A 26,672-nucleotide genomic window follows, 5' to 3' on the forward strand; every position below is an offset into this window, starting at 1 on the left:
CGACTGGGAGCGGAGTCGGACGGCACGTCCTACGCTGCCGACCGTGGAGGTGTCGGTGCTCGGCACGGTGGAGGTCCGGCTCGCGGACGGGACCGTCGACCTCGGTACGCCGAAACAGCGTGCGCTCGTGGCGGCGCTGGCCCTCTCGCGCGGGCGGCCGGTGTCGGTGGACGGCATCGTCGACCTCCTCTGGGGCGACGACGCCCCGCCCGGGGTGACCGCGACCCTGCAGGGCTACGTCTCCCAGCTGCGGCGCGTGCTCGAGCCGGAGCGGCAGCGTCGGGCGCCGGCGACCGTGCTCGTGACCGTCGCGCCGGGCTACGCGCTGCGGGTGCCCGACGGGGACGTGGACGCCCACCGCTTCGAGCAGGCGATCACCGACGTGCACCGACGGCTGCAACCGATGCCGACGTGGGGCGCCTCGCCGCTGGGCGAGCCCGATCTCGTCCTGCTCTCGAAGACGCTGGACGAGACGCTGCGACTGTGGCGGGGCACGCCGTACGCCGAGCTGGGCGAGGCCGACGCGGCCGGGGCCGAACGCGCGCGGCTCGAGGAGCTGCGGCTGGTCGCGGTGGAGGACCGGGCGGTCGTCGAGCTCGCCCTCGGCCGGCACGCGACGGTGGCGGCCGAGCTCGAGGCGCTCACCAGCGCCCATCCGCTCCGGGAGCGGCTGTGGGCGCTCTGGTCGGTCGCGCTGACCCGCAGCGGCCGCCAGGCCGCCGCCCTCGACGCGCTCGCCCGGCAGCGCACCATCCTCGACGAGGAGCTCGGTCTCGAGCCGTCGGTCGAGCTGCGTGAGCTGCAGACCGCGGTGCTGCGCCAGGATCCCGGGCTGGAGTGGGCGCGCCCCGCCGGGGGCGTCGCGGCGCCGGCGACTCCGTCGGCCGTCGAGGCGGCGCCCGAGCCCACGGCAGCGGCGCCCCCGGTCGACCAGGTCGCGCCCTGGCCGATGGTCGGGCGCGACGTCGACCTCACGACGCTCCTCGCGCTGGTCGATCGGGCCGAGGCAGGCGCGCCGTCCTACGCCGTGCTCAGCGGCGAGCCGGGCATCGGCAAGTCCCGGCTGGCGGCCGAGCTGGTCGCGCGGGTGCGGCAGCGGGGGCTGCTGACGCTGGTCGGCCGGTGCTCGCAGGACGACGGCGCGCCGCCGCTGTGGCCGTGGAAGTCCGTGCTCGAGGGGCTCGGCGCCACCCTGCTCGACGACGCCGCCGGTGGCGCCGGCGACGGCGAGCAGTTCCGGGCCTGGGAGCGCATCGTCGAGACGATCCGCGCGGCCGCCCGGGACCGGACGGTGGTCGTGGTGCTCGACGACCTCCACTGGGCCGATGCCTCGACGCTCCGCGTGCTGCGACTGCTGGTCGAGACCACGGACCTGGCCCGTCTGCTCGTCGTCACCACCTGGCGCCCGGAGCCGACCGGCCTGCTGGCCGACGTCTCGGAGTCGCTGGCCCGGATGCACGCGGTGCGGGTCGAGCTGGACGGGCTCGCGCCCGGCGAGGCCGCGGCGGTCTTCGCGAGCATCGCGTCGCGCGAGCTTGACCACGCCGGCGCCGACGCGCTGCGGGAGCGCACCGACGGCAACCCGTTCTTCCTCGTGGAGCTCGCGCGGCTCGGCAGCCGAGGCGGGGACGCCGGCGAGCTGCCGGGCGCCGTCACCGACGTGCTCAACCAGCGCCTGGCGCGGTTGCCCGACTCGACGGTGAGCGCGCTGCGGTCGGCGTCGGTGATCGGGCGCATGTTCGACGTGGAGACGTTGGCGACCGTCACGGGCATCGACGAGGACGACCTGATCGACGTGGTCGAGCCCGCGCAGGCCGCCGGGCTGGTGCGCGAGGACGGGATCGATCGGTACCTCTTCGCGCACGCGCTCGTCCGCGACACCCTGCGCGGCGGCCTGAGCGCCAGCCGGCGGGCTCGCGCCCATGCCCGCGTCGCGGAGGCGCTCGACGGCGCCCGCGGACGTGAGACCGAGGTCGCCCGGCACTGGCGCGAGGCCGGGCCGTCGTACGCCGACCGGGCGTGGCGCGCCGCGGTCGACGCGGCGGCGCTCTCGCGGCGCCTCTACGCCTACGACGAGGCCGCCGAGCTGATCCGGGGTGCGCTGGTCTCGATCGAGGGCGACGCCGACGCCGGGCTGCGGGAGCGCTACGACCTGCTGATGGCGCTGATCGACGAGTACCGCTGGGCCGCGCAGCTGCCGCGGCTGGTGGGCGCCGTCGAGGAGGCGATCGAGGTCGGCAAGCTGATGCGCGACGCCGAGGCCGTCGCGCGCGCCGCGATCTCGACCACGCAGGGCGTGCTGTGGCGCTCGGCCCCGCCGGGCCTGGTGAACCAGGCCGTCGTCGGTGCCCTGCGGGGGAGCCTCGACCTGCTGCCGCCGGACGACAGCGCCCTGCGCTGCCGCGCGATGCTGGCCCTCGCCAACGAGCTCTCCGACACCGCGTCCTACGAGGAGCGGCGCGCGCTGTGCGACGAGGGTCTCGCCATGGCGCGTCGCCTCGGCGACCCGGTCCTGCTGCTCGATGCCTGCCAGACCGTCTTCGTGGCGCTCTGGCTGACGCGGACGGCCGCGGAGCGCCTCGACCTGGTCACCGAGTCGATGCAGCTCGCGCGGAGCACCGGGAGCGAGCGCAGCTTCGTCGTCTCCGCCTGCCTGCGGGTCGCGGTGCTCGGCGAGCTGGGTCGGCCCGCGGAGATGTTCGCCGCCGTCGACGTCGCGCGGCCGGAGGTGGAGCGGCTCCGGATCGCCTTCGGCGAGACCGTGCTCGACGGCATCCTGGTGCCGTGGCACGCGATGGCCGGGCGGTTCGAGGAGGCCGAGCGGCTCGTCGACAACATCCGGCAGGTCGCCTCCCGCATCTCGCACAACGACGCCGACGACTCCGTGCTCAGCTCGCTGCTCGCGCTGCGGCTGTGGCAGGGCCGGTCGATCGAGATGGTGCCGGCGCTGGAGCGGTTCGGTCCGACGCCCTACCCCTTCGACGCCAGCCTCGCCGTCTACCTGTGGCGAGCGGGTGAGCACGACCGGGCCCGCGCCCACTTCGCCGAGCACGGCGCGCCGCTCGAGCACGAGGTCGACCTCTCGCTGCTGGCCTGGTGCCACGCGGCCGAGCTCGCGCTCTACCTGGGGGAGCGACAGCTGGCGGCCGACGCCTACGAGCGGATCGCGCCGTACGCCGGGTACTCGTGCTGCGTCGGTTCGGACCTGGCCCTCGGACCCGTGGACGCCTACCTGGCGCTGGCGGCCGCCGCCGTCGGCGAGACGGAGCTCGCGACCGGTCACGCCGACGCGGCGGACCGGAAGGCGGTCGAGTGGGGGATCCCGCTGTTCGCCGGATGGTTCGCCGAGGAGCGGCGTACGCGCGGGTTCTGAGGTCGGCCCGTCCCGCCATCTGGACCGGTCAAGTAACCGGTTTGGATGAGCAGCCCCCGATCGGGAACGCTAGGGCGGTGACGTCCCTGCTCCACACCCGCAACGCGGTCGCGCTGAGCTTCGCGCTCAACGGCTTCTGCTTCGCCACGATGGTCTCGCGGCTGCCCGACATCCGCAGCGGGCTCGAGCTCGACAACGCCGCGCTCGGCCTGCTGCTGCTCGCGATCTCCGTGGGATCGGTGATCGCGCTGCCGCTCAGCGGCCGGCTCATCGACCGCTTCGGTGCGACCTGGGTGACGCGGCTCGGCGCCGTGCTGGTCGTGGTGGGGCTGAGCGTCGGCATGCTCGGGGTGGTCACCGACCTGCTGCCCCTGACCGCGGTCGGCTTCTTCCTCGACGGCGTCGGCATCGCGGTGTGGGACGTCTCCATGAACGTCGAGGCCGCCGAGGTCGAGCGCCGGCTCGAGCGCACGATCATGCCGCGCTTCCACGCGGGCTGGAGCCTGGGCTCCTTCGCGGGCGCGGCCATCGGCATCCCGATGGCGGCCGTGCACGCGCCGCTGATGCTGCACGTGCCGGGCTTCGCGCTGCTCGCCGGGCTCGCGACCTGGCGCGCGGCCGCGACGTACCTCCCCGCACGGGAGGCCCACGAGGAGCGGCAGGTCGAGCCCTTCTCGCCGTGGCGCGAGCCGCGGACCCTCGCGATCGGCGTGATGGTGCTCGCGTTCGCGCTCACCGAGGGCGCCGCCAACGACTGGCTCGCCCTCGCGCTGATCGACGGGTACGACGTGCGCCACTGGGTCGGCGTCACCGGCTTCACGGTGTTCGTCTGCTCGATGATGGCCGGCCGCCTCTACGGGCCGGTCCTGCTCGACCGCTACGGCCGCGCGCCGGTGCTGTGGGCCTCCTCCGCCGCGGCGTTCGTCGGCATCCTGCTCGTCGTCTTCGGCGCGCACGTCGTGCTCGTCGGCCTCGGCATCGTCGTCTGGGGCCTCGGGGCCTCCCTCGGCTTCCCGGTCGGCATGAGCGCCGCCGCGGACGACCCGTTGCGCGCGGCCCGCCGGGTGAGCGCGGTCTCGACGATCGGCTACACCGCGTTCCTGGCCGGCCCGCCGCTGCTCGGCCTGCTCGCCGACCACGTCGGCACGCTCGAGACGCTGCTGGTGATCGCGGCCCTGATGATCCCGGCCGCCGCCACGGTGTTCGCGGCGCGCGAGCGCCGTCCGTCGCCGGCCGAGCCGGACCAGCCGGTGGGCCGCGCCCGACTCTGAGCGACGCTGGTCCGACCGGGGCCGGATGCTCACCCGTCGAACAGCGACCGGATGTCGTCGGCGGTGATGCCGGCGGCCGACGACCCGTCGCCGTCGACGACGTTCGCGAACAGCTCGGCCTTGCGGCCCTTGAGCTCCATCACCTTCTCCTCGATCGTCTCCTCGGCGATCAGCCGGTAGACGTGCACGGGGCGGGTCTGGCCGATGCGGTGGGCGCGGTCGACCGCCTGCGCCTCCGTGGCGGGGTTCCACCACGGATCGAGGACGAAGACGTAGTCGGCCTCGGTGAGCGTCAGACCCACGCCACCGGCCTTCAGCGAGATCAGGAAGACCGGGGCGGCGCCGCTGCGGAACTGCTCGATGACGGCCGCGCGGTCGCGGGTCGAGCCGTCGAGGTAGGTCGAGGCGATGCCCTCCTCCTCGAGCCGGGCCCCGACCCGGCCCAGGAACGAGGTGAACTGGCTGAACACCAGCGCCCGGTGGCCCTCCTCGAAGATCTCGAGCAGGTGCTCCACCAAGAGGTCGACCTTCGCCGAGCCGATCGCGTCGTGGTCTGCGTCGACCAGCCCGGGGTCCAGGGCGAGCTGGCGGAGCCTGGTCAGCGCCGCGAAGATCGCGATCCGGTTCTCCTCGAAGTCGTCGACCAGACCGAGGATGCGCTGACGCTCCTTCGCGAGGTGGGTGTCGTAGATCCGACGATGCTTCGGCGCCAGCTCGACCCGCAGCACCTGCTCCTGCTTGGGCGGCAGGTCGGCGGCGACCAGCTCCTTCGTTCGGCGCATCATGAACGGCCGGATGCGCTGTCGGAACCGGCGCAGCGCACCCTCGTCGCCGGCGCTCTCGACCGGGCGCACGACGTGTCGGGTGAACGAGCGCGGCCACGGATAGAGGCCGGGCGTGACGATCGAGAGCAGCGACCATAGCTCCATGAGCCGGTTCTCGAACGGCGTGCCGGTGACAGCCAGCCGGAACGGCGCGTCGACCAGCCGCACTGCTCCGTACGTCTTGCTCCGGTGGTTCTTCACCTGCTGCGCCTCGTCGAGCACCATCCCTCCCCAGGCGACGCCTGCGTAGCGGTCCTGCGCGAGGCGGATCAGCGCGTACGTCGTGACGACCACGTCGGCGTCGGCCGCGAGGGCGGAGATGTCGTCGGCCCGCCGGCGGGCGGTGCGGACGCGCAGGCCCGGCGTGTGTCGAGCGGCCTCGGACTCCCAGGCGGTCACGACGCTCGTGGGCGCGACGACCAGGAAGGGCCGTCGCTCGCCGCAGGTGGTCGCGTGGGCGATGAGGGCCAGCACCTGCAGCGTCTTGCCCAGTCCCATGTCGTCGGCGAGGATGCCGCCGAGCCGGTGCTCCCAGAGGAAGGCCAGCCAGTGGAAGCCGTCGCGCTGGTAGGGGCGCAGCTCCGCGGTGAGTCCGCTCGGCTCGGGGCGCGGCAGGTCGGCGAGGTCGCGCAACGCCCGCGCCCGGCGTACCCACTCGCCGGCCTGGGCGTCGACGAGGCCGAGCTCGGCGAGCTGCGCCCAGACCCCCAGGTCGTGGCGCCCGACGCTCACCGTCTCGCCGTCGGACTCGCGGAGCTCGCCGGCCGACCGCACGGCATCGCGCAGCCGCTCGAGCTCCGGGCGATCGGTGCGGAGATAGAGCCCGCTGGGGAGGACGAGGAACTCCTCGCCGAGGGTCAGCGCCCTCAGCACGTCAGGGAGCCGGAGTCGCTCACCCTCCACGGTGATCGTGACCTCGAGGTCGAGCCAGTCGGTGTGGGTGTCGGTCTCGGCAGGGGGAGGTGGGAGGAGGTCGAAGCTGATCTCGGGCCCCTGGTCGCTCTCGCGGAACTCCGGCCGCTGCTCCTCGACGACCATGACGTCGTCGAGCTCCCGCAGGGACGGCAGGTCGTGGAGCGCCAGCGCGAGGGCGTCACCCCCCGTGGCCCGGGTGATCTTCAGCAGCTCCGCGGGCACCCGCGCCCGCACGAGCCGCTCGGCGTCGCGGTCGCGCAGGCCGCCGAGCGGCTCGTCACCGTCGAGCCGGCAGCAGCGGTCTCCGTAGCGCCAGGACCAGGTGAGCTCCGCGTCGGTCGACGACCGCCACCGGACCTCGAGCCCGAGCAGCGGCCGGATCGGCTCGGGCAGCTCCATCGAGCCGTCGGAGGAGGTCAGGTCGAGCGCGCGGGACAGCGGCCGGAGGTAGTCGTCGAGCCGCGCCGCGTCGTCGGCCGGCACGGTGATGTCGGCATCGAGCAGCCGCACCACCGCGGACGGCACCGGGCGCGTCGTCGCCGCCAGCGTCAGGGTGCGGCCCCCGAGCAGGGCCACGGCGTGGGCGGGCGCACCGATCACCACGACGTCGTCGCCCTGCCAGAGGCGGCCCGCGTGCGTCACCCCGAGGTGGAGGGTCGGCCGCTCCTCCCCGTCACGAGTGACGTCGCACACGACGGCCCGGGGGTCGCGGAGCAGGGCGACGGCGTCCAGCTCGTTGCCCGGCACCAGCGTCACGCCCGCTGCGACGGCGCGGTGCAGGAGCGGGACGAGGCGGTGGCCGAAGCCGGCCAGCGCGGGGGAGCCGACGCTGTGTCGCCAGTAGGGGTCCTGGGCCTGCAGTGCCGAGAGGAGGTCGAGCAGCGCGTCGACCTGGTCGGCGGGATGCCTCGCACGAGTCGCGGCGGCGTTGAGCGAGCTCCACTCGGCGCCGGTCTTCACCCACGCCCCCCGCGCGCCGAGCCGCATCGGTCGCAGGACCGGCGTCCGCGGGTCACCGGTCGTGCGGTAGCGCCGGTGCCGCCAGGAGTCCTCGAGCCCGATCTCCAGCGCCAGCGGCACCGGATCGGAGGTCCGGCTCGCGACCCGGTCGGCGTTCACGAGGTCGCGCAGCGCCTCGTCGAGCGCGCGATGCCACGGCGCGGGCTCGGTGGGCGGCCGCTCCTGGGGGGAGCAGAGCGTGGTCGCGAGCGCGACCCCGTGCTTGCAGTCGATGTGCACCGGACACGAGCACGTCGTGGTCATCCAGAACTGGTCGTCGACGTACTCGGCGTACAGGTTGACGGCGTACGGCGCAGGTGCCGCGCCGGAGACGGTCGCGGTCGCGGTCGCCGTGGTCTCTGTGAGCTTGACCAGCTCCGGCTCCCCGACCCGCCCTGACCGGGCGTACTCGAAGCCGCGGGCGAGGGTGCGCGCGTCGAAGAACCCGGCGAGCGCGGCGGGAGTGAGTGCGGCGAGGATGCTCATCGTGCGGCCATCGTGGCACCGCGCGTCGACGGACCGCGGCGCTCGTCCACAGGTGGAGCTACCGCCGCTCGCCGCCGGGCACCCAGAGCACGTCGCCGTTCACCCGGTTGGCGTGCCGGGCCAGGATGAACAGCAGGTCGGAGAGCCGGTTGAGGTACTTGATCGCGAGCACGTTCATCGACTCGCCGTGGACCTCGTACGCCGCCCACGCCGAGCGCTCCGCGCGCCGCACCACGGTCCGGGCGACGTGCAGGTGCGCGGCGGCGGGGGCGCCGCCGTTGAGGATGAACGAGCGCAGCTTCGGCAGGTCCTCGTTGTAGTGGTCGCACCACGCCTCGAGGCGGTCGACGTACTCCTGCTCGATGCGCAGCGGCGGGTACTCCGGCTGTGCTGGATCCTGGGGAGCCACCACCGGCGTGCAGAAGTCGGCGCCGACGTCGAAGAGGTCGTTCTGGATCCGGGTCAGCACGCGCTCCACGTCCTCGTCGAGCCCGCTCGTCGCCAGCACCACGCCGAGGTGGGCGTTGGCCTCGTCGACGTCGGCGTACGCCGCGAGCCTCGGGTCGGTCTTGGTGGTCGTGCTCATGTCGCCGAGCCGGGTCTCCCCGGCGTCGCCGGTGCGCGTGTAGATCCGGGTCAGGTTCACCATGAGCGCGAGCGTAGCCGGGTGCGGGACCGGGCTCGGGTCCGGCGGGTGCCACCCATCCGGACGCGACACGACGGAAAGTCCGGAGGCCGAGGCAACCATCCGGGCGTGGGCGGCGTCATAGTGGGTGACAGGCCGAGGACGGCTCATCGGGGCGCGGGGCTCCGAGGACGGGGGATCCACAGATGGACATCAGCACCGACGGACCGACCCTCTACCTCAGCGGCGACTTCGACGTGCGGAGCACGATGGAGGCGCGCAACGCGATCTACGAGCAGCTGCGCGGGCACGAGGTCGACCTCGTGGTCGACCTGACCGACGTGACCACGATCGACCTGACCGCGCTGCGGCTGCTCGCGGTCGCCACCCGGCAGGCCTCCCGCGACGGTCACCGGCTGACGCTGCGTGGCTGCGGGCCGGCCGTCCGCCGGATGCTGACCCTCTCCCGCCTCGGGCGGGTCATGGAGGTCGAGCGGGAGACGATCAGCGCCTGAGCGCCTGATGTCGGATACCCCACAGCCGGTTACCAATCGGTAGGCCCACCCCTACTCTCGGTCCATGAGCGAGAAGGCGAGCCACCCCAAGGACCGACCCTGGGTGATGCGCACGTACGCCGGTCACTCCACGGCGGCCGCGTCCAACGCGCTGTACCGCACCAACCTGGCCAAGGGCCAGACCGGCCTCTCGGTGGCCTTCGACCTGCCGACCCAGACCGGCTACGACCCGGACTCGCCGCTGGCGCGCGGCGAGGTGGGCAAGGTCGGCGTACCGGTGCCGCACCTCGGCGAGATGCGGCACCTCTTCGAGGACATCCCGCTCACGGAGATGAACACCTCGATGACGATCAACGCGACCGCCATGTGGCTGCTGGCGATGTACCAGGTCGTCGCGGAGGAGCAGAACCCGGACCGCTCGCCGGAGGAGGTGGCCGCGCAGCTCGCCGGCACCACCCAGAACGACATCATCAAGGAGTACCTCTCGCGCGGGACCTACGCCTTCCCGCCCGAGCACTCCATGCGGCTGATCTCCGACGTCATCTGCTACACGGTCCACCAGGTGCCGAAGTGGAACCCGATCAACATCTGCAGCTACCACCTGCAGGAGGCGGGAGCGACGCCGACGCAGGAGCTCGCCTACGCGCTGAGCACCGCGATCGCCGTCCTCGACACCGTCAAGGACTCCGGCCAGGTCTCCGCCGACGACTTCGGACGGGTTGTCGGCCGGATCTCGTTCTTCGTCAACGCGGGCGTGCGGTTCGTCGAGGAGACCTGCAAGATGCGGGCCTTCGTGCAGCTGTGGGACGAGATCACCCGCGAGCGCTACGGCGTACAGGACCCGAAGATGCGCCGGTTCCGGTACGGCGTGCAGGTCAACTCGCTCGGGCTGACCGAGGCCCAGCCCGAGAACAACGTCCAGCGCATCGTGCTCGAGATGCTCGGCGTGACCCTCTCCAAGAGCGCGCGTGCGCGCGCGCTCCAGCTCCCCGCGTGGAACGAGGCGCTCGGGCTGCCGCGCCCGTGGGACCAGCAGTGGTCGCTGCGGCTGCAGCAGGTGCTGGCGTTCGAGTCCGACCTCCTCGAGTACGACGACATCTTCGACGGCTCCCGGGTGATCGAGGCCAAGGTCGCGGAGCTGGTCGAGGGCGCCAAGGCCGAGATCGACCGGATCCAGGCGCTGGGTGGGGCCATCGCCGCCGTCGAGCACATGAAGTCCGAGCTGGTCTCCTCCCACGCCGCGCGCCGGGCGCGCATCGAGTCGGGCGAGGAGGTCATCGTCGGCGTGAACAGGTACGAGACGACGGAGCCCTCGCCCCTGACCGCGGACCTCGAGGGCGCGATCATGGCCCCCGACCCGGAGGCCGAGAAGACCGCGGTCGCCAGCGTCGGGGCGTGGAAGGCGGGACGCGACGAGACCGAGGTCGCCGAGGCGCTGACCGCGCTCGCGGCGGCGGCGAAGACGGACACCAACCTGATGGGACCCACGCTGGCCGCCGTCCGGGCGGGCGCGACCACCGGGGAGTGGGCCGCGACGCTGCGGGAGGTCTTCGGCGAGTACCGCGGCCCCACCGGCGTCAGCGGCGCGGTGGTCGCGGAGGCGGGGGCCGAGCTGGCCGCCGTCCGCGAGCGGGTCCGGGAGACCGGTGACTCCCTGGGCACCCGCCTGCGGCTGCTGGTCGGCAAGCCCGGGCTCGACGGGCACAGCAACGGTGCCGAGCAGGTGGCCGTGCGCGCCCGCGACGCGGGCTTCGAGGTCGTCTACCAGGGCATCCGGCTCACGCCCGAGCAGATCGTCGCCGGCGCCGTCGCGGAGGACGTGCACTGCGTGGGGCTCTCCATCCTGTCCGGGTCGCACATGGAGCTGGTGCCGGCGGTGCTCGACGGCCTGCGCGAGGCCGGGCTCGACGACGTGCCCGTGATCGTCGGCGGGATCATCCCCGACTCCGACGCCCGCCGGCTGACCGAGCTCGGCGTCGCGGCCGTCTACACGCCTAAGGACTTCGGGCTCACGGAGATCATGGGCGGCATCGTCGACGTGATCCGCGCCGCGCACCACCTGGACGAAGGTTAGCCTGCCCTAAAACCCGTGCTACGGTTCCGGCCGTGGGCAAGAAGAAGGACTCCCGGCAGGTGGCGAAGCTGCCGAAGCTGGAGTGCTGCGAGTCCAGGACGAAGTGCGGGCGCTGCCCCCTGCGGATGCTCAAGGAGGGCACGCTGCCCGAGGGGTATACCGTCAGGAAGCGCAAGCTCGTGCGAGTGGACGGCAAGAAGGTCACCAAGAAGAAGCTCGCGAAGGCTGCCTGACCCGCCCATCCCGACCAGGAGACCCCGTGGCCGCACCGCGATTCACCGAGCAGCTCAACACCCAGATCGGCAACGAGCTCGCCGCGCACAACCAGTACCTCGCCTGCGCGGTCCACTACGACGCCCTCACGATGCCCCAGATGGCCGCGTTTTTCTACGCGCAGGCACTCGAGGAGCGCGCGCACGCGGCGATGATGGTCCAGTACCTCCTCGACACCGACAGCCCGGTGACCATCCCCGCCGTACCGGCGCCGGTCGGCGACTTCGCCGACGTGGTCGCGCCCGTCGCGCTGGCGCTCGAGCAGGAGAAGCGCGTCACCGACCAGATCAACGGACTGCTCCGGATCGCGCGGGAGGAGTTCGACTTCGCCTCCGAGCAGTTCATGCAGTGGTTCATCAAGGAGCAGGTCGAGGAGGTCGCGACGATGAGCGACCTGCTCACCGTCGTGCAGCGCAACGTGGACGACGTCGAGGACATCGAGGAGTACGTCGCCCGCGAGCAGCGCTCCGGGGGCGACGACCCGACCGCGCCGCGCGAGGCCGGCGCCTGAGCCAGCCCCGTCGGCCCGGGAAGCCGGTACTGTCAGCGGGTGGACCAGCCCGCCGAGGCGCTCTTCCGCGGCGTCTTCGAGACCGCCCCCGATGCGACCGTCATCGTGGACACCTCGGCGACGGTCGTGCTGGTCAACAACCGGGTGCGGGAGGTGCTCGGCTACGAGCGCGACGAGCTGGTGGGATGCTCCGTCGGCGTCCTGGCGGCCACGCCCGGACCCGCAGAGGTGGTCCGGCGTCTCGGCGCCTACCTGCGTGAGCCGGAGGCGGTGCCGATGGGCTACACGCAGGAGTTCCGCATCCGTCACCGCGACGGACACGAGGTCCCCGTCGAGCTCTCGCTCTCGCCGCTCGAGACGGTCGACGGGCTGCTCGTCATCATCTCCCTGCGCGACGTCACCGAGCGGCGCCGCCTGGAGGCGGAGTCGCAGCGGCTGCGCGACGACCTGATCGCCACGGTCTCCCACGAGCTGCGCACCCCGTTGACCTCGATCATCGGCTACGCCGAGCTGATGGCCGACCTCGGCGAGAGTGACCTCAGCCGGCGCTCACGCAAGCTGCTCGGCGTCATCGAGCGCAACGCGGTGCGCGAGCTGCAGCTCGTCGACGACCTGCTGACGATGGCCTACCTCGACGACGACCGGCTGCAGATGCTGCGCGAGCAGGTCGACCTCGCGAAGGTGTGCGAACGCGTGGTCGACGACCATGCCGGGAGCGCGCGCGAGCACGGGCTGAGCCTCGGCTTCGCGGGCGGGGAGAGCGAGCCCGCGGTCGGCGACTTCAACCGCCTGGTCCAGGTGGTCGACAACCTCGTCGACAACGCGATCAAGTTCACCGCCGGCGGGGGTCGGGTGGACCTCAGCCTCTCCGAGCAGGGAACGATGGTCGTGCTCGAGGTGAGGGACACAGGCGTCGGCGTGCCACCCGAGGAGATGGCGCGCTTGTTCGAGCGCCTCTACCGGGGCCCGCACGCGATCGCCAACCAGGTGCAGGGCGCGGGCCTCGGACTGTCGATCGTCCGGGCCATCGTCGAGGCCCACGGCGGCTGGGTCGACATCCAGAGCGAGGTCGGCGTCGGCACCGTCGTGCGCGTCGCACTCCCGCACGTCGTCGGCGACGACGAGACGGCGGCTACAGCGGGGTGACGCCCACGACCGCGGCCGGGTCGAGCTCGCCGTACAGGTGCGGGAACGTCTCGTCGACGCCCGGCCCGGGCGGCTCCTCGACGACGGGTATGTCGAGCAGGTCGGTGTCGATCTCGAGCAGCACCAGGGGCTCGGTGGCGCCGGCGTAGTACGCCGCCCGGACGCCCTCCCACTGGTCCGCGCGACTGGCGTGGATGAAGCCCACCTCGTCGAGGCTCATTCCGCGGGTCGACGTGCGGTACGCGCCGTCCTCCTGGGCGGCCTCCCAGTCGGCGAGCGCGGCGATGTGGAAGATCCTCACGGGGGAGCCCTAGAAGAGCCGGTGGCTCGGGTCGTCCAGCCCGCGCAGGGCGTCGTAGTCGACCACCGCGCAGGCGATGCCGCGGTCGGTGGCGAGGACCCGCGCCTGCGGCTTGATCTCCTGGGCCGCGAAGATTCCGCGGACGGGGGAGAGCAGAGGGTCGCGGTTGAGCAGCTCGAGATAGCGGGTCAGCTGCTCGACGCCGTCGATCTCGCCGCGGCGCTTGATCTCGACGGCCACGGAGTGGCCGTCGGAGTCGCGACACATCAGGTCGACCGGGCCGATCGCGGTGGGGAACTCGCGGCGCACCAGGGTCAGGCCGGGGGAGAGCGTGGCCGGGTGCTCGGCGAGCAGCTCCTGCAGGTGCTTCTCGACGCCGTCCTTCCGCAGCCCGGGATCGATGCCGAGGTCGTGGTGGGACTCGTGGTGGATGTCCTCGATGAGGATCCGCAGCGTGTCGTCGCTCTTGGGGTTGGTGACCGTCCACTCGACCTGACCGTCCTCGGTCGTGCCCTCGCGGAGGGTGCAGGGCGGCGACATCCAGTTCAGCGGCTTGTACGACCCGCCGTCGGAGTGGACGAGCACCGAGCCGTCGGCCTTGATCATCAGGACCCGGGTGGCCATCGGCAGGTGGGCGGTCAGCCGACCGGCGTAGTCGACCTGGCACCTGGCTACGACGAGTCTCACGGGCGTGGAATCTACCGGGACGGCCGCCGCCGGACGGCGGCGGGCGATTGGATCGTTCCTAAGTTACTGGTGAGTGAACCAGTTCACTGCGCGCCCCGTGACGCCGTGCCACGATGCGCGCCATGACGAGCGCACCGGCACCCTCGCGGACCTTCACGACGATCGGCATCCTCGGCCTCGGCACCATGGGCGCCGGCATCGCCGAGGTCTTCGCCCGGCAGGGCTACTCGGTCGTCGGCGTGGAGCAGGACGACGACTCGCTGGCCCGCGGTCGGCAGTACCTGGAGCACTCCACCACACGGGCGGTCAAGCGCGAGAAGATGACGGACCTCGAGCAGAGCGAGCTGCTCGGACGGATCACCTTCACGACCTCGCTGACCGACGTCGCCGGCGCCGACCTGGTCATCGAGGCCGTGGTCGAGTCGCTCGACACCAAGAAGGAGCTCTTCCGGGAGCTCGACGGGATCGTCGGCGCCGACACGATCCTCGCCACCAACACCTCGAGCCTGTCGGTCACCGAGATCTCGACGGCCAACTCCCGCCCCGGGCGCGTCGTCGGCATCCACTTCTTCAACCCCGCTCCCGTCCAGCGGCTCGTCGAGATCGTGCGGACCGTCGTCACCGACGAGCAGGTGCTCGAGGACGTCCGGGCGCTGATGGACCAGCTCGGCAAGACCCCGGTCGTCTGCGGAGACAAGGCGGGCTTCATCGCGAACACCCTGCTCTTCGGCTACCTCAACCACGCGGTCTCGATGTACGAGGCCCGCTACGCCACCCGCGAGGACATCGACGCGGCGATGCGCTTCGGCTGCGGCTACCCCATGGGCCCGCTGGCGCTGCTCGACCTGATCGGCCTGGACACGGCCTACGAGATCCTCGAGACGATGTACCGCCAGGGTCGCGACCGGCTCCACGCGCCGGCACCGATCCTGAAGCAGATGGTCACCGCCGGCTGGTTGGGCCGCAAGACCGGTCGGGGCTTCTACACCTACGAGGCGCCCGACAGCCCGGTCGTGGTCGCGGACGCCCAGACGCCCTCCGCCGACGCCGCGCCCCGGCTGCGTCACGACCTCAGGCTCGTCGGCGTCGTCGGCACCGGCACCATGGCGAGCGGCATCGTGGAGGTCTTCGCCAAGGCCGGGTACGACGTGACCTTCGTCGGCCGCAGCCGGGAGAAGGTCGACGGGGTGGTCGCGGCGATCACCCGGAGCTTCGACAAGCAGATCCAGCGCGGCCGGGCCACCGAGGAGGCCAAGGCCGAGGTGCTCGCCCGGCTCACCGGGAGCACCTCGCTCGACGACCTCGCCGAGGTCGACATCGTGGTCGAGGCGATCGCCGAGGACCTCGACGTGAAGACCACGCTCTTCGCGAACCTCGACGAGATCTGTCGGCATGGAAATGGGGGCCAGGGCGCCGTCCTCGCGACCACGACGTCGAGCCTGCCGATCATCGCGTGCGCCCGGGCGACCTCGCGGCCGCAGGACGTGGTCGGGATGCACTTCTTCAACCCGGCGCCGGTGATGAAGCTCGTCGAGGTCGTCACGACCGTCGTGACCTCCGACGAGGTCGCCGAGACCACCCGGGCGCTCTGCGGGGAGGTCGGCAAGGTCGCGGTCGCCTGCGGCGACCGGGCGGGCTTCATCGTCAACGCGCTGCTCTTCCCCTACCTGAACGACGCCGTGCGGATGCTCGAGGCGCACTACGCGACCGCCGACGACATCGACACCGCGATGAAGCAGGGCTGCGCCCTGCCGATGGGGCCGTTCGAGCTGCTCGACGTGGTCGGCAACGACGTGTCGCTGGCGATCCAGCGCGAGCTCTACCTCGAGTTCCGCGAGCCCGGCTTCGCCCCGGCCCCCCTGCTCGAGCAGCTCGTGACGGCCGGCTACCTGGGCCGCAAGACCGGCCGCGGCTTCCGGGACTACGGCGCCCGGTGACCTGGCGGTCGTCAGGTCACCGGTGACCAGATGCGACGGAGCGGGCCCAGCCCCTCCTCGACGTACTCGCCGATGGGGCGCTGGCCGCCGTCGACGTACCACTGCTCGAGCGCGCCGAAGTAGGCGAACGCCAGTGCATGGGCGGCCGCGCGTGCCTGGGTCACGCTCGTCGTGTCGCTGACCATCAGCGGCGCGATGCGCTGCGCGGCCCGGTCGAGGGACGCGAACAGGGCCTGGCGCACCGAGGGCTCGTCGAAGAAGTAGCGGATCCGGCGAGCGGCCGTCGAGACGCCGCCGGACGCTGGGTCGGACGCCAGGTCGGGCGCCGGGTCGGGCGCAGCTTCGTAGCGCTGCACGGCCCGCACCATGCTGCCCACGGGATCCTCGGGGTCGAAGATCTCCCGCACCTCGGCTTCGCTCATGCTGTCGAACTCGTCGGCGACGAGCAGGCCCTCCTTGGTGCCGAAGTAGCGGTAGATCGACGACGCGGACACCCCGGCCGCCGCGGCGACGTCGTCGATCCTCACCGCCGCGAACCCGCGCTGGTCGAAGAGGTCCAGCGCGGTCCGCCGGATGCTCCGCATCGCGTCGGTCCGCCATCGCTCCCGCATGCCCGGTGCCATGGGGGGAGCGTAGGGACCCACGACCACCGGAGCAAGTCACCGTCCGTTTGAAAGTGACTGTCTCGTCTCGTACAGTCACTTGCCATGAGACAGTCACTCTCAGACACGCCGACCCTCGCGACCCCGACGGCGCGTCGGGTGCCGTACGCCGGCCTTGCGCTCGCGCTCCTCGCCGCGATCGGGCTCGCGGTCGCGGCCGTCGTCGACCAGGCGGGCGGCCGCGCCCTCGTCGACCACGCCACCGAGGCCTACCGGTCCCACGGGGAGGCCGTCAGCGCCGACCTGCTCTACGGCCTGATCTACTGCGTCGCGGGCGCGAACATCGTCCTGTGGGCGGCCGTGCTCCGCAGTGCCTCGGTCGGAAGCAGGTGGGCCGCCCTCCTGACCGGCCTCGCGATCGCGGTCGGCGTCGCGCTGGCCGGCGCCCTCCTCGGCGCGCAGGAGTACGGCGAGCAGGTCTTCCCGGCCCGGTGGGGTCTGCTGGCGCTGGTGTCACCGGCCGCCGGCGTACTCGTCCTCGTCCGGCTGGCCAGGCGCCGGTCCGACTGACCCGGCCCGCGGGCGCGGCGAGCATGGGGGCCGTCGGCCCCGGGTACGTCGAGCGCGTGGGAGCAGAGACCGGACGCATCACCACGGACGTCCCCGCCCGGCTCGACCGGCTGCCGTGGGTGCGATGGCACTGGCTGGTCGTCGTCGGGCTCGGCACGGTCTGGATCCTCGACGGCCTCGAGGTCACGATCGTCGGATCGATGTCCGACGCGCTCAAGGACCCGAAGACCGGGCTCGGGCTCAGCAGCTGGGACGTCGGCTTCGCCGGCGCCGTCTACGTCGCGGGCGCCTGCGCCGGTGCGCTGTTCTTCGGGCAGCTGACCGACCGGTTCGGCCGCAAGAGGCTCTTCATCGTCACGTTGGTCGTCTACACCTGCGCGACGGTGCTGACGGCGTTCTCCATGGCACCGTGGTGGTACTTCGCGGCCCGCTTCGTCACCGGCTTCGGCATCGGTGGTGAGTACGCCGCGATCAACTCCGCCATCGACGAGCTGATCCCCGCGAGGTACCGCGGCCGCGTCGACATCGCGATCAACGGCTCCTACTGGATCGGCGCGGCCGGCGGCGCCCTGCTGACGATCCCGCTGCTCGACCCCACCGTCGTCGACGCCGAGTGGGGCTGGCGGCTGGCCTTCGGGCTCGGCGCCATCCTCGCGGTCGGCATCCTGCTGGTGCGTCGCAACGTGCCGGAGAGCCCGCGCTGGCTCTTCATCCACGGCCGCGAGGACGACGCCGAGCGGATCGTCCGCGCGATCGAGGACACCGTCTCCGACGAGGCGGGGGAGCGGCTCGCGGACGTCGACGAGACGATCACCGTCCGGCAGCGCAAGGCGATCCCGTTCCGGATGATCGCGCGCACGGTCTTCACGCTCTACCCCAAGCGCACCGTCCTCTGCTTCTCGCTCTTCGTCGGACAGGCGTTCCTCTACAACGCCTTCTTCTTCACCTACGGCGACACGCTGTCGACGTTCCTCGGCGTCGAGCAGACGGGGTGGTACCTCGCGATCTTCGCGCTCAGCAACTTCATCGGCGCACTCTCGCTCGGTCCGCTCTTCGACAGGATCGGCCGGGTCGGCATGATCACGTTCACCTACGTCTTCTCCGGAGCGCTGCTCGGAGTGACGGGCTTCTTCCTCGGGTCGGTCACGGCGGTCTCGCTCACGGTGCTCGGCGCCGTGATCTTCTTCTTCGCGTCGGCCGGGGCCAGCGCGGCGTACCTCACCGCGAGCGAGGTCTTCCCGATGGAGACCCGCGCGCTGTGCATCGCGTTCTTCTACGCGATCGGCACGGCCGCCGGCGGCATCAGCGGTCCGCTGCTCTTCGGCTGGCTGATCGACCGGGCGTCGGCCGACCAGGACATCACCGGCATCGCGGCCGGCTACTTCATCGGCGCCGTACTGATGGTCGGCGCGGGCATCGTCGCCGCCTTCCTCGGCGTCCGGGCGGAGGGGCGGTCGCTGGAGAGCATCGCCCAGCCGCTCACTGCGGAGGACCCGGCCGACGACGCCGGCGAGCGCGCTCAGACCTGAGCCGCCCCGGGCTACGGCCCGCCACGTACGCTGGGCCCATGGAAGGCCTCCTGATCCTGCTCGTCATCGCGGCGGCGATCGCCGCGATCGTCGTGGCCAGCCGCCGGTCCAAGGCGCGCGAGCTCGAGCGCCGCGAGGCCGAGCTGGCACCGGTGCGCAAGCTCACCTTCGAGGACGTCACCGCGCTCGGTGAGCAGCTGCAGGAGCTCGACCTCGAGCTGGCGGGCCGACAGCTGACGGAGGGCGAGAACGCCGACTACCAGCGGGCTCTCGACGCCTACGAGTCGGCGAAGACGGCGGCGGACTCGATGACCCGCCCCGACGACGTGCGCCACGTCACCCAGATCCTCGACGACGGCCGCTACGCCATCGCGTGCGTGCAGGCCCGGGTCGCCGGCGAGCCGCTGCCGACCCGTCGACCGCCGTGCTTCTTCGACCCGCGGCACGGCCTGTCGGTGACCGACGTGATGTGGGCGCCGCCCGGTGGCGCACCGCGCGACGTCCCGGCCTGCGCGCTCGACGCCGAGCGGGTGCAGGCCGGCGCCGACCCGGACTCGCGGATGGTGATGGCCGGAGCCCAGCGGGTGCCCTACTACCAGGCCGGCGGGGCCTACCGTCCCTACGCCCAGGGCTACTTCGGCGCGTTCGGGCCGATGGAGATCATGTTCGCCGGGCTGCTCTTCGGCGGGCTCGGCGGCTTCGACATGCTCGGTGACGGCATCGGCGCGATCGGCGACGGCATCGGCGACCTCGGCGACGGCATCGGCGACGCGATCGGTGGCATCGGCGACGGCATCGGCGACGTGTTCGACGGCTTCGACTTCTAGTGCCGCCCGTCGGAAGTTCTTGTGCGCTTCGCGCACCCATGGCACGCACTCTGCTGCGTTGCCGAAGCTCGCGAGACGGGCGGGTATGGCTTCGCTCCGGCGCCTTGCAGCGCACGCACCCTGAGCACGCCAACCGTTCAACTACATCCGACGCACGACACTAGCCGCCCCGGACCGCGACCTGAGCCCCCGCGGCGTACGAGCCTGGTGCTGAACTACCCTCGCGCCATGACCCTCCACACGACGACGCTGGGGGAGCGCGGGTCGCTGGTGGCCTTCTGCCACGGACTCTTCGGTCAGGGCAAGAACTGGACCAGCATCGCCAAGGTCGTCGCGGAGGACCACCGGGTCCTGCTCGTCGACATGCCCCACCACGGGCGGTCGTCCTGGCCCGAGCGCTTCGACTACGTCGACGTCGCCGACCGGGTGGCCGGGCTGTTCGGCGCCGACGACCCGGTCGCGCTCGTCGGCCACTCCATGGGCGGCAAGGCCGCGATGGTGCTGGCGCTGCGGCACCCCGACGTCGTCGAGCGGCTCTGCGTCGTGGACGTCGCTCCGGTGGACTACGAGTCGGCGAGCGAGTTCACCGGCTACATCGCCGCCATGCTCGCCCTCGACCTCGACGGCCTCGAGCACCGCCGCGACGCCGACGCCGCGCTCACCGAGGCGGTCCCCGACCCGACCGTCCGCAGCTTCCTGCTCCAGAACCTGCGCCGCGGTGACGACGGATGGTCGTGGCAGCCCAACCTCGAGGTGCTGGGGCGCGACATCGCCTCGCTGAGCGGCTGGCCGGAGGCGGAGCTGGCCGCCGCTGCGCCGTACGAGAAGCCGACGCTGTGGGTGTCGGGACAGCGCTCGGACTACGTGCGCGACGAGTACGCCGCGGCGATGGACCACTGGTTCCCCCGCAACCGGCGGGTGACCGTCAAGGACGCCGGCCACTGGGTGCACTCGGAGCAGCCACAGGTCTTCACCGAGGTGCTGCGCCGCTTCCTGCGGTGACCGCCCGTCACACCTTCGCGCGCGAGCGCTCGTTGACGCTGACGAGGTAGTCGTAGATCGACATGGCGAGGGCGGTCCAGTTCTTCGGCGGCACGTTGCGCGACATGTTGCGGAACTCCATGATCACGCCGGACGGCTTCGCGAACGAGCCGCCCTCGTCGCCGACGGTGTCGAACTTGTTGCCCAGCCGGCCGAGCCCCTCGAGCTTGTCCTTGATCGCCGGGTTGGATTTGGCGGAGAGGTCGTCCCTGCCGACCAGGATCCCCAGCAGCCAGTCGTTGCGGCTGATCTGGAGCCCCGGGGTGTCGTCGACCCCGCCCTTGCTGCCTTGGTGGTAATCCTTGAGGATGCCGCGCTCGTAGACCTTGGCCCCGCCGGTGCCGCTGAGCTGGGCCACCTCGAGCACCCAGTCGACGAACGCCGTGGGGTCCATGCGCACGTCCTGGCGCTCCATCTCGCTGAGGCGCTTGAACATGGACGCGAAGTCGGTGCGCATCAGCATGGAGCCGGACAGCAGCTTCGCGTAGCTGAGGGGGGGCGTGCTCTGCGCGTCGACCAGGGCGCCGTTGTCGAGGTACATCGCGAGCACCGCGACCAGCGACTTCAGCTCCTTGCTCGGCTCGCCGGTGAGGTTGCGCGGCGGAGCGACGGTCTCGACCCTGCCCGCGAAGATCGCCGGGCCCTTCATGCCGCTCATCTTGTCGAGGTTCTTGGCACCGGTGGCGCCCTCCTCCGACAGGTTGGTCTGGTTGCCGGCGCCGCCCATCTCGGACATCAACTCGAGGAGCTTGTCGAACGCCACGCCCCCGGTGACCTGCGGGTTGGCCGTCAGGCCTCGCGTCGGATGGATCCAGGCGGCGGGATCCGCACCCTTGATGCCGACGTCCGACATCGGCACCGACGGGTCCCGGTCGGGCATCTTGAACGAGCCGATCTCGTCGAGGATCTCGTCGCGGTCCTTGCCCTGGTCGCCGAGCGCCTTCTCCTCCGCGAGGTACTCCTGGTGGGCCTCGTCGAACTTCTCGGTGTACTTGTCGTCCGCCTTCTTCACGACCTTCCTGCCGGCGGCGGCGACGATCCGGTCGACGTCGGCGACCATCGCGTCCATGATCGCGGCCAGCTTGTCGCGGTCGTCCTCACCGAGCGGCGGATCGACGACGAACTCGATCGCCGAGCCGTAGTCGGAGTGCTCGTCGGCCTCCATCCGGAAGCCGTCGTACTGCTTGAGCACGGCGGTCTTGCCGTACGGCTCGAAGCGCTTGCGAAGGGTCTTGCGACGACGCTTGACGATGACGTTGGTCTCGAACTCGAAGCCGACCGCGCGACGCACCATCCGGCGGGCGCCTCCGCCCTGCTGCTCGACGTGCGCCAGCTCGTGGGCGAGCAGCCGGTCGCCCGACGCGTCGCCGGGACGGAAGGCCCCCTTGGCGAAGAACAGGTCGGTGCCCACCGTGAACGCCGTGGCCGACATCAGCCGGGAGAGCGAGTCCGCCTCGCCGTCGGTGTGCACCCTCACGTCGGAGAACGACCTGCCGAAGGCGCCCTCCATCCGGCGCCGCACCGGGGCGTCCAGGGCGGCGCCGCGGCCGAGGCGCGCGCCGACCCGCTGCTGCGTCGGGGCGTCGAGCGCGCCACCGGCCATCCCGATCGCGCCGGTCTCGGCACCCGCGGAGCGGCGTACGCCGTGCTCGTGGACGTGCCCGGCACCGTCGGCGTGCCCGCCTCCCGTGCGGGCGGCCGCGAGGCGCGCGATCACGACGTTGGCCCGTGCGTCCGCCTCGAGCTCGGCGCGGTCGTCGGCCGCACCCACCACGAGGTCGTCGGGTCGATGGTCCGACTCGTGCGCGTCGTCTGATCTGGGTGTCGCGTGGACCGGACCTGCGTGCATGCCGAGATCTCCCGCTGTGGATGTGGAACCCGAGCCCCCAGCACGGTAGCCACGGGGACCCGCGGGTCGCATGGCCCGTTCGGGGCATTTCGTGGGGTGCGGTCAGCCCCGAGCCTGCCGCGCGCGGTACGCCGCGACCGCGTTGCGGTTGCCGCAGGCGGTGGAGCAGAAGCGGCGCGAGCGGTTGCGGGAGAGGTCGAGCACGATGCCCGTGCACGCCTCGTCGGCGCAGATGCCCAGCCGCGACATCTCGTCCTCGCGGATGAAGTCGATCATCGCCATCGCGGTGTCGACGATGATCCGCGTCGCCGGTCCGGCATCGGGGGAGACGCCGTGCAGGTGCCAGTCCCAGTCGTCGTGGCGCACCAGCTGCGGGACCGTCCCGGACTCGGCGAGCAGCTCGTTGACGAGCTGGGCGGCGCGGTCGCGGTCGGCGCCGAGGAGGTCGTGGAGGATCGGTCGCACGGCGCGGACCGCCTCGAGCTCGTCGGCGGTCGCCGACCGGCGTTCGGTGTGCAGGTACTCGGCGTACCACTCGTCGAGCTGATCGACGCTGGTCAGGCCGTCGACGCCGATGGCGGAGTTGGCGAGCACCACGGCGGCCTGGAGGGTCGTCGTCGTGTCATTCGCCAAGGACATGTTGACATATTACCGGGCCGTCGCGACATTCGTAGAAGATTGCCGAGTCTTCCGAGTCGGAGGTTCATCCGCAATGCGCGCGCACGAACTCCTGGTTCGGGACACTGGGTACCATCAGCCGTGACCAAGCTCGCCGACGACGCGTCCGTGACCACGCCGACGGTGCCGCCGGGCTCCCGGCTCGCCGCCGGCCTGGCCTTCGCGGTCGTCTCGGCCGCGACGTTCGGGCTCTCCGGGCCGCTCGCCCGGCCGCTGCTCGAGTCCGGCTGGAGCCCCGGCGCGATCGTGCTGATCCGGATCTCCCTCGCGGCGCTCGTGGTGCTGCCGTTCGGGCTGCTGGCGCTGCGGGGACACCGCGGCGTCGTACGCCGCAACGCCGGCCTGATCGTCCTCTACGGCACGCTCGCGGTGGCCGGCGCCCAGTTCTGCTACTTCTCCGCGGTCCAGCACATGCAGGTGGGGCCCGCCCTGCTGATCGAGTACACGGCCCCCGCCGCGGTCGTCGTCTGGATGTGGCTGCGGCACGGCGAGCGCCCCGGCCCGCTGACGCTGGTGGGTGCCGGTCTCGCCGCGCTCGGCCTGGTGCTCGTGCTCGACCTGGTCTCCGGTGCAGACCTCGACCCGGTGGGCGTGCTCTGGGCGCTCGCCGCGATGGTCGGCGCCGCGACGTACTTCGTCATCTCCGCCGACGAGGCCAACGGCCTGCCGCCGATGGCGCTCGCGGCGGGTGGCCTGCTCGTCGGCGCCACGGTGCTCGGCCTGGCCGGCCTGGTCGGCGTGCTCCCGATGGAGGGGGCGACGGCCGACGTGACGTACGCCGGCGCCGCCGTGACCTGGTGGGTCCCGCTGCTGCTCCTCGGAGTCGTCACCGCGGCCGTCGCCTACACGACCGGCATCGCCGCCGGCCGGCGGCTCGGGTCGCGGCTCGCGTCGTTCGTCGCGCTGCTCGAGGTGGTGGCGGGCGTGGTGTTCGCCTGGCTGCTGCTCGACGAGCTGCCCCGGCCGGTGCAGCTGGTCGGCGGGGTGCTGATCCTGGCGGGCGTGGTCGGAGTGAAGCTGGGCGAGCGGGCCACGGCGGCGGCACCGGCCGCGGGCGAGCTGCCCTAGCTCTCGCGTGTCCTAGCTCTCGGGTGTCCTGGCTACCGGGTGTCCTGCCGCCGGACCCAGACCTCGCGCACCAGCATCAGGACGGTGGCGGCGGTCGGGATCGCCAGCAGCGCGCCGACGACGCCGAAGAGGGCGGCGCCGACGAGCGCGGCGATCACGGTGACCGCGCCGGGGACGTCGACGGACTTCGACATCACCCGTGGGTAGATCACGTAGTTCTCCACCTGCTGGTAGACGAGGTAGAAGATCGCGCAGGCGAGGCCGATCCTCCAGTCCTCGGCGAAGGCGATCGCCGTGACGATGACGGCGCCGAGCGTCGCGCCGATCATCGGGATCACGTCGAGCAGCGCGACCACGAAGGCCAGCGCGACGGCGTACTCGCCGAGCCCGACGACGAAGAGGAACACCAGCGACGAGATGCCGGCGCACATCGCGACGATGAACGCGCCGGAGACGTAGCCCCCGACGCTGCGCACGATGCGGTCGCCGAGCCGGGAGACCCGGTCGCGGCGCGACGCGGGCGCGAGGCGGTAGATCGCGGACGTCGTGGTCTGCAGCGACGCGAGGAAGTAGAGCGTGAGCACGATGACGATGAACCCGTTGAAGAGCGCGCCGAGCACCGCGAGTCCGACGCCGACGGCCCCGCCGAAGATCGCGCCGGCGAAGTCACCGTTGGTGACGTAGTCCTGGATCTTCGTGATGATGTCGTACTCGTCGTCGAGCCGCTGCACCTGCCGGTTGCGCTGGAGCTGGTCCAGCCACTGCGGGACGTTGTCCGTCAGCGACCGCACCTGGTCCGCGATCACCGGCACGATCGCGACGATGAAGAGCGCGAGTGCCGCGAGGAACGCCAGGATCACGGTCAGGACGGCGTACGACCGGCCCAGGCCGCGGCGCTCGAACCAGCGCACGGCCGGGTCGAGCCCGGCCGCGAGGAAGAGCGACACGACGATCAACATCAGCGTCGAGCCGATCGCCTGGATCTGCGTGGCCAGCCAGACGGCGACCAGGACGCCGAGCCCGCCGACGAAGCCCACGAAGAACGGTGCGTGGTGGTCCAGCGGGGGGCCGGGCTCGCCGAGATAGTCGTCGTCGACGGGGATGCCCGGCGACGCGTCCCCGGAGGCGTCGGCCGGCTCGGCAGCCGGCGCCTCCGCGGCGTCGCTCATGCAGGATCCTTCACCGGGATGCTCACTCGTCGTCCTCGGCGAAGCCCGCCACGACGTCACGCAGGGACGCGAGCTGGGCGGTGATGGCATCGCGACGCTTGGCCATCCGGTCGACCTCGGCCCTGATCGCGGCCAGCTCGCGCTCGGCCTCGGCGGCACCGCTCGAGGTCAGCGACTCCGCCTGGGTGCGTGCGGTGGCCACGATCTGCTCGCCCTCGCGACGGGCCCGGCTGAGCAGGGCCTCGGCCTCGGTCGCGGCCTGGCCGCGGTGCTCGGCCGCCTGGGCCGATGCCGCCTGGGCGCGCTGCTCGGCCGCGACCGCGCGCTGCTCGGCCTCCTCGACGAGGCGGCGGGTCTCCGCGGTCGCGCTCGCGTGGTGGTCGGTGGCCTCGCGGGCGAGCCGCTCCTTCTCGACCGCGAGCGTGCGCCGCGCCTCCTGGGCCTCCCGGTCGACGGCGGCGCGCAGCTGCTCGGCCTCCCGCTTGGCGGAGGTGCGCAGCTCGTTGGCCTCCTGCGCCGCGGCGAGCCGGAGCTGGGCGGCCTCGCGCTGCGCGGTCGCGAGCAGGTCCTCGGCCTCGCTGCGCGCCTGGGCGCGCTCCTGCTCCGCGTCGGCCACGAGCCGGCTGCGGTGCTCGTCGAGCTCCTTGAGCTGCACCAGGCGCATGTCCTCGGCCTCGCGGGCCGCGTCGGCCCGGGTCGCCCGGGCGTCGCGGGACGCCTGCTCGCGGATCTCCGCGGCGTCGCGCTCGGCGGTCTCGCGGACCTCCGCGGCCTCCTCCTCGGCGAGCCGCAGCATCGCCGAGGCCCGCCCGCCCAGGCCGGCGTACGACGGGTTCTTGTTCTCCTCCAGCTCGCCCCGGAGCGTGGTCACCTGCTGCTCGAGGTCGACCGCGCGGCGCTCGGACTCTGTCAGGCTCGCGCTGAGGCCAGCCTTCTCGCTCGCGAGCTGGCGCAGCCGGGTGTCGACCGCGTCGCGGTCGTAGCCGCCACGACGCACGACCGGGAGCGCACCCGCGGGAGCCTGGGCCTGGGCCTGCGACTGGGTCTGCGCCCGGGTCTGCGCCGGGGCCGGGGCCGGTGCGCGGGGCGGCGTGGGGCTCGGGGCCGCCGCAGTCGTCGCCGGGGTGACCGGGGCGGCGGGGGCCGACCCGGCGCGGGGGCGCTCGGTCCCCGGCGCGGTCTGCCGCGGCGTCACGGCCGGCATCACCTGCGTGGCGTCGGCGTCGTCAGCGGCGGCGGCGCGGGTCTCGTCCTCTTCCGGCTCGTTGTCGTCGAAGATGGACAGTCCCTGGTCGCTCATCGCGGCGCAACTCCTTCGCGTTGGTGTGTGCGGCCCAGTCTTGCCGATCGGGCCGGCCGATCCCAGCCCGGCACACCCGGGGGACGCGCCGACCCGCCCGAA

The 26,672-nt window shown here is 72.4% G+C and carries 21 protein-coding genes and 1 pseudogene; 13 read left to right on the forward strand and 9 right to left on the reverse strand.

Going from position 1 to position 26,672, the window contains the following annotated elements:
* The first annotated feature begins 43 nt into the window (after positions 1 to 43).
* Both PZ894_RS09385 and PZ894_RS09390 read left to right on the forward strand, forming a co-directional pair.
* Positions 44 to 3,373 carry an AfsR/SARP family transcriptional regulator gene (locus PZ894_RS09385; RefSeq protein WP_275744238.1) on the forward strand — a complete coding sequence of 1,110 codons (3,330 nt, stop codon included), beginning with the start codon at positions 44 to 46 and terminating at the stop codon, positions 3,371 to 3,373.
* Positions 3,374 to 3,450: 77 nt separating this feature from the next.
* Positions 3,451 to 4,644: an MFS transporter gene (locus tag PZ894_RS09390; protein ID WP_275744239.1), complete on the forward strand. Its 1,194-nt coding sequence runs from the start codon at positions 3,451 to 3,453 to the stop codon at positions 4,642 to 4,644.
* A 29-nt stretch (positions 4,645 to 4,673) separates the two neighbouring features.
* On the opposite strand, the gene PZ894_RS09395 is transcribed toward PZ894_RS09390, so the two are convergent.
* Both PZ894_RS09395 and PZ894_RS09400 read right to left on the reverse strand, forming a co-directional pair.
* A complete protein-coding gene (locus tag PZ894_RS09395) occupies positions 4,674 to 7,868 on the reverse strand; it encodes a DEAD/DEAH box helicase (protein WP_275744240.1) in 3,195 nt (1,064 codons plus the stop codon).
* A gap of 58 nt (positions 7,869 to 7,926) precedes the next feature.
* Positions 7,927 to 8,517 (reverse strand): cob(I)yrinic acid a,c-diamide adenosyltransferase, encoded by a 591-nt coding sequence (locus tag PZ894_RS09400; RefSeq protein WP_275744241.1) that lies wholly within the window; start codon positions 8,515 to 8,517, stop codon positions 7,927 to 7,929.
* 182 nt (positions 8,518 to 8,699) lie between these two features.
* Between PZ894_RS09400 and PZ894_RS09405 the strand changes: the two genes are divergently transcribed.
* The 5 genes and pseudogenes from PZ894_RS09405 (at position 8,700) to PZ894_RS09425 (ending at position 13,012) form a co-directional block, all read left to right on the forward strand.
* Positions 8,700 to 9,008 carry an STAS domain-containing protein gene (locus tag PZ894_RS09405; protein ID WP_275744242.1) on the forward strand — a complete coding sequence of 103 codons (309 nt, stop codon included), beginning with the start codon at positions 8,700 to 8,702 and terminating at the stop codon, positions 9,006 to 9,008.
* A 61-nt stretch (positions 9,009 to 9,069) separates the two neighbouring features.
* Positions 9,070 to 11,082, forward strand: a pseudogene (locus PZ894_RS09410) (protein meaA); the annotation flags it as partial.
* 32 nt (positions 11,083 to 11,114) lie between these two features.
* Entirely contained in the window at positions 11,115 to 11,315 is a 201-nt protein-coding gene (locus tag PZ894_RS09415; RefSeq protein ID WP_275744243.1) for a hypothetical protein, read from the forward strand.
* A gap of 26 nt (positions 11,316 to 11,341) precedes the next feature.
* Positions 11,342 to 11,866, forward strand: coding sequence for a ferritin (locus PZ894_RS09420; protein WP_275744244.1), 525 nt, complete (start codon positions 11,342 to 11,344; stop codon positions 11,864 to 11,866).
* Positions 11,867 to 11,905: 39 nt separating this feature from the next.
* Positions 11,906 to 13,012, forward strand: coding sequence for an ATP-binding protein (locus PZ894_RS09425; protein WP_275744245.1), 1,107 nt, complete (start codon positions 11,906 to 11,908; stop codon positions 13,010 to 13,012).
* Here the strand turns inward: PZ894_RS09425 and PZ894_RS09430 are convergent.
* Positions 12,999 to 13,313, reverse strand: coding sequence for a DUF952 domain-containing protein (locus PZ894_RS09430; RefSeq protein WP_275744246.1), 315 nt, complete (start codon positions 13,311 to 13,313; stop codon positions 12,999 to 13,001). The two genes, PZ894_RS09425 and PZ894_RS09430, sit on opposite strands and share 14 nt — an antisense overlap.
* Positions 13,314 to 13,322: 9 nt before the next feature.
* Positions 13,323 to 14,000 (reverse strand): endonuclease NucS, encoded by a 678-nt coding sequence (gene nucS / locus PZ894_RS09435; RefSeq protein ID WP_275744247.1) that lies wholly within the window; start codon positions 13,998 to 14,000, stop codon positions 13,323 to 13,325.
* Positions 14,001 to 14,122: 122 nt separating this feature from the next.
* Between nucS and PZ894_RS09440 the strand changes: the two genes are divergently transcribed.
* Positions 14,123 to 15,937: a 3-hydroxyacyl-CoA dehydrogenase gene (locus PZ894_RS09440; RefSeq protein ID WP_275744248.1), complete on the forward strand. Its 1,815-nt coding sequence runs from the start codon at positions 14,123 to 14,125 to the stop codon at positions 15,935 to 15,937.
* A gap of 11 nt (positions 15,938 to 15,948) precedes the next feature.
* On the opposite strand, the gene PZ894_RS09445 is transcribed toward PZ894_RS09440, so the two are convergent.
* Positions 15,949 to 16,560, reverse strand: a complete 612-nt coding sequence (locus PZ894_RS09445) for a helix-turn-helix domain-containing protein (RefSeq protein ID WP_275744249.1) — start codon at positions 16,558 to 16,560, stop codon at positions 15,949 to 15,951.
* Positions 16,561 to 16,644: 84 nt separating this feature from the next.
* Here PZ894_RS09445 and PZ894_RS09450 point away from each other — a divergent pair, with 84 nt between their 5' ends.
* The 4 genes from PZ894_RS09450 to PZ894_RS09465 all read left to right on the forward strand — a co-directional run bounded on the left by PZ894_RS09450 (position 16,645) and on the right by PZ894_RS09465 (position 20,467).
* Positions 16,645 to 17,109, forward strand: coding sequence for a hypothetical protein (locus tag PZ894_RS09450; RefSeq protein WP_275744250.1), 465 nt, complete (start codon positions 16,645 to 16,647; stop codon positions 17,107 to 17,109).
* Between the two features lie 56 nt (positions 17,110 to 17,165).
* Positions 17,166 to 18,638 (forward strand): MFS transporter, encoded by a 1,473-nt coding sequence (locus tag PZ894_RS09455; RefSeq protein ID WP_275744251.1) that lies wholly within the window; start codon positions 17,166 to 17,168, stop codon positions 18,636 to 18,638.
* 38 nt (positions 18,639 to 18,676) lie between these two features.
* Positions 18,677 to 19,465, forward strand: coding sequence for a hypothetical protein (locus PZ894_RS09460; RefSeq protein WP_275744252.1), 789 nt, complete (start codon positions 18,677 to 18,679; stop codon positions 19,463 to 19,465).
* 228 nt (positions 19,466 to 19,693) lie between these two features.
* Positions 19,694 to 20,467, forward strand: a complete 774-nt coding sequence (locus PZ894_RS09465) for an alpha/beta fold hydrolase (protein ID WP_275744253.1) — start codon at positions 19,694 to 19,696, stop codon at positions 20,465 to 20,467.
* 7 nt (positions 20,468 to 20,474) lie between these two features.
* Here the strand turns inward: PZ894_RS09465 and PZ894_RS09470 are convergent, their stop codons facing one another.
* Positions 20,475 to 22,355 carry a DUF4157 domain-containing protein gene (locus PZ894_RS09470; RefSeq protein WP_275744254.1) on the reverse strand — a complete coding sequence of 627 codons (1,881 nt, stop codon included), beginning with the start codon at positions 22,353 to 22,355 and terminating at the stop codon, positions 20,475 to 20,477.
* Positions 22,356 to 22,457: 102 nt separating this feature from the next.
* Entirely contained in the window at positions 22,458 to 22,994 is a 537-nt protein-coding gene (locus PZ894_RS09475) for a CGNR zinc finger domain-containing protein (protein WP_275744255.1), read from the reverse strand.
* Between the two features lie 120 nt (positions 22,995 to 23,114).
* Here PZ894_RS09475 and PZ894_RS09480 point away from each other — a divergent pair, with 120 nt between their 5' ends.
* Positions 23,115 to 24,101: an EamA family transporter gene (locus PZ894_RS09480; protein WP_275744256.1), complete on the forward strand. Its 987-nt coding sequence runs from the start codon at positions 23,115 to 23,117 to the stop codon at positions 24,099 to 24,101.
* A 32-nt stretch (positions 24,102 to 24,133) separates the two neighbouring features.
* Here the strand turns inward: PZ894_RS09480 and PZ894_RS09485 are convergent, their stop codons facing one another.
* Complete coding sequence (locus PZ894_RS09485) at positions 24,134 to 25,270, reverse strand: AI-2E family transporter (RefSeq protein WP_275744257.1); 1,137 nt, start codon at positions 25,268 to 25,270, stop codon at positions 24,134 to 24,136.
* 22 nt (positions 25,271 to 25,292) lie between these two features.
* The gene (locus tag PZ894_RS09490) at positions 25,293 to 26,570 is read right to left on the reverse strand and encodes a hypothetical protein (protein ID WP_275744258.1); all 1,278 of its coding nucleotides are present in this window, start codon (positions 26,568 to 26,570) and stop codon (positions 25,293 to 25,295) included.
* Positions 26,571 to 26,672 lie beyond the last annotated feature (102 nt).

Origin of the sequence: Nocardioides sp. YIM 152315 (assembly GCF_029210375.1) — a bacterium.
Classification (GTDB): Bacteria; Actinomycetota; Actinomycetes; order Propionibacteriales; family Nocardioidaceae; genus Nocardioides.